Source organism: Neolewinella lacunae (assembly GCF_014349155.1).
In the GTDB taxonomy this organism is placed as follows: Bacteria; Bacteroidota; Bacteroidia; order Chitinophagales; family Saprospiraceae; genus Neolewinella; species Neolewinella lacunae.
In genome coordinates this window covers 3,207-5,539 of record NZ_JACSIT010000140.1, presented here as the reverse complement: position 1 = coordinate 5,539, position 2,333 = coordinate 3,207, and the positions used below count along the sequence as shown (strand labels likewise).

Genomic DNA, 2,333 nt, shown 5'->3' with positions numbered 1-2,333 from the left:
GTGAGGTCTTTCGTCAGCGCCAGGTCGTAGGTCTGATCAACCGTGATCGTCTCATCGTCCTGGTCGTCTTCCGTCGGTACGTCGTTGTCCGGCGTAGAGTCTTCGTCGTCGCCGTCGTCTTCGGTGATCTCCGCAACGTTGGTCAGGCTCGTGCCCTGGAAGGTCGCRTCAATCGTGTAGCTCACGTTGAAGGTCAGGCTCGCGCCCTGTGCCAAAGTATTGTTCAGCGTGAAGGTGCCGTCGCCGTTGTCCGTTACGTCGCCGCTGTTCAGGCCAGCGTAGGTCAGGCCCGCTTGCGGACGGTCTTCGACCACCACCGTAGCGGCGTTCAGGCTACCCTGGTTAGTTACCGTAATGTTGTAAGACACCGTAGCGCCCTGGGTGTAGGGACCAGCGGAGGTGAGGTCTTTCGTCAGCGCCAGGTCGTAGGTCTGATCGATAGTGATGTCAACATTGTCTTCGTCGTCATCGTCACCATCGCCGTCTCCATCTTCGTCGACATCATCGCCGGTTTCTGGATCAGAGTCGATATCGTCAAATGGTCCGTCCTCGGTAATTTCCGCTGCATTGTTGAGCGTGGTTCCTTGGAAGGAATTAGAGATGGTGTAGTTAAGCGTTACGGTTACAGAACTACCTACTGGCAGGGAAGCAATCGTGAAACTGCCATTGCCCGTACCCGTAATTCCGGCTTGAGGAGTAATGCTGGAGAAGACAAGGCCCGTTTCTGGCGTATCGGTTACTTCTACGTTTGCTGCATCAATTTCACCTTCGTTGGTCACCGTAACCGTGTAGGTCACTGCACTTCCTTGCTGATAGGGCGCGGACGCAGGTACAAGGTTTTTGTCAAGAGCAAGGTCAAACAATGGCAGGTCTCCGCAGTCATCATCGGACAAATCTGGCTGACCGTCATTGTTCGTATCCAAGTCGGCCCGGTTGTACAAGCCCGTGCCGGGAGTGCCCGTGATGCCTTCCTCACTTCCGCCCACGCAGGCAGTATATACATTATCTCCGCCGTCCGTAGAGCCGGGCTCCAAATCAAGGGTGACAATGTAAGTGAGGGTGAAAGTCTCCGTTGCGCCAGCGGCAATGCTGTTGTTTACGGTCAGAGTTGTAACACCAGAAACATTCAACTGACCGGAAGCCTCTCCTGCAAATGATCCACTATTGATGGTTACGTCGTCTTCAAAAGAGGGCGTGTCCGTCAGGCCGTAAGTGCCGGTTGCGCCGCCGTTGTTCGTCACCGCAATCGTGTAGACCACAGTGTAAGTTCCGTCCGCATTCGGGGTAGCTGAGACAAACTCTTTGTCCAAAAGCAGGTTCGGCAGGTCGCCGCAAGCATCATCGCTGCTGTCGGGCTGGCCGTCGCCGTTGGTGTCCAGGTAGGCGGTGTTGTACAAGCCTTGGCCGGGCGTGCCTTCGCCGTTCGGGCCACCGTTGCCGCAGGCCGTGTAGACGTTGTCGCCACCGTCGGTAGAACCCGCCGTCAGGTCAAGCGTCACGTTGTAGGTCAGCGTGAAGGTCTCCGTTGCGCCAGCGGCGATGCTGTTGTTTGTCGTCAGCGTCGTCGTGCCGGCAGTCAGTGTACCAGAAGCTTCGCCACTGAAGGTGCCGCCGTTGATCGTGACGTCGTTGTCAAACGCAGGGGTATCCGTCAGGCCGTAAGTGCCCGTGGCACCGCCGTTGTTCGTCACCGCAATCGTGTAGACCACATTGTAGGAGCCATCGGGCTGTACCGTCGCAGAAACGAAGGTTTTCGCCAGTTCGACGTTCGGCAGGTCACCGCAGGCGTCGTCGCTGCTGTCGGGCTGGCCGTCGCCGTTGGTGTCGAGCTCGGCCAGGTTGTACAGACCAGCACCGGGGGTACCGTTGCCGTTAGGACCGTTAGATCCACAAGCCGTGTAGACGTTGTCGCCACCGTCGGTAGAACCCGCCGTCAGGTCCAGCGTCACGTTGTAGGTCAGCGTGAAGGTCTCCGTTGCGCCAGCGGCGATGCTGTTGTTCGTCGTCAGCGTCGTCGTGCCAGTAGTCAATGTGCCGGAAGCTTCGCCACTGAAGGTGCCGCCGTTGATCGTGACGTCGTCATCAAAGCTGGGCGTGTCCGTCAGGCCGTAAGTGCCCGTGGCACCGCCGTTGTTCGTCACCGCAATCGTGTAGACTACATTGTAAGAGCCGTCAGGCTGTACCATCGCAGATACGAAGGTTTTCGCCAGTTCGACGTTCGGCAGGTCACCGCAGGCATCGTCGCTGCTGTCGGGCTGGCCGTCGCCGTTGGTGTCGAGCTCGGCCAGGTTGTACAGACCAGCACCGGGGGTACCGTTGCCGTTAGGACCGTT

The 2,333-nt window shown here is 58.1% G+C and carries 1 protein-coding gene; it reads right to left on the bottom strand.

The window, feature by feature from the left end; translation table 11 throughout:
- The coding region (locus tag H9S92_RS15790) for a DUF11 domain-containing protein (protein ID WP_187467661.1) at positions 1–2,333 on the bottom strand (2,333 nt) is incomplete at both ends.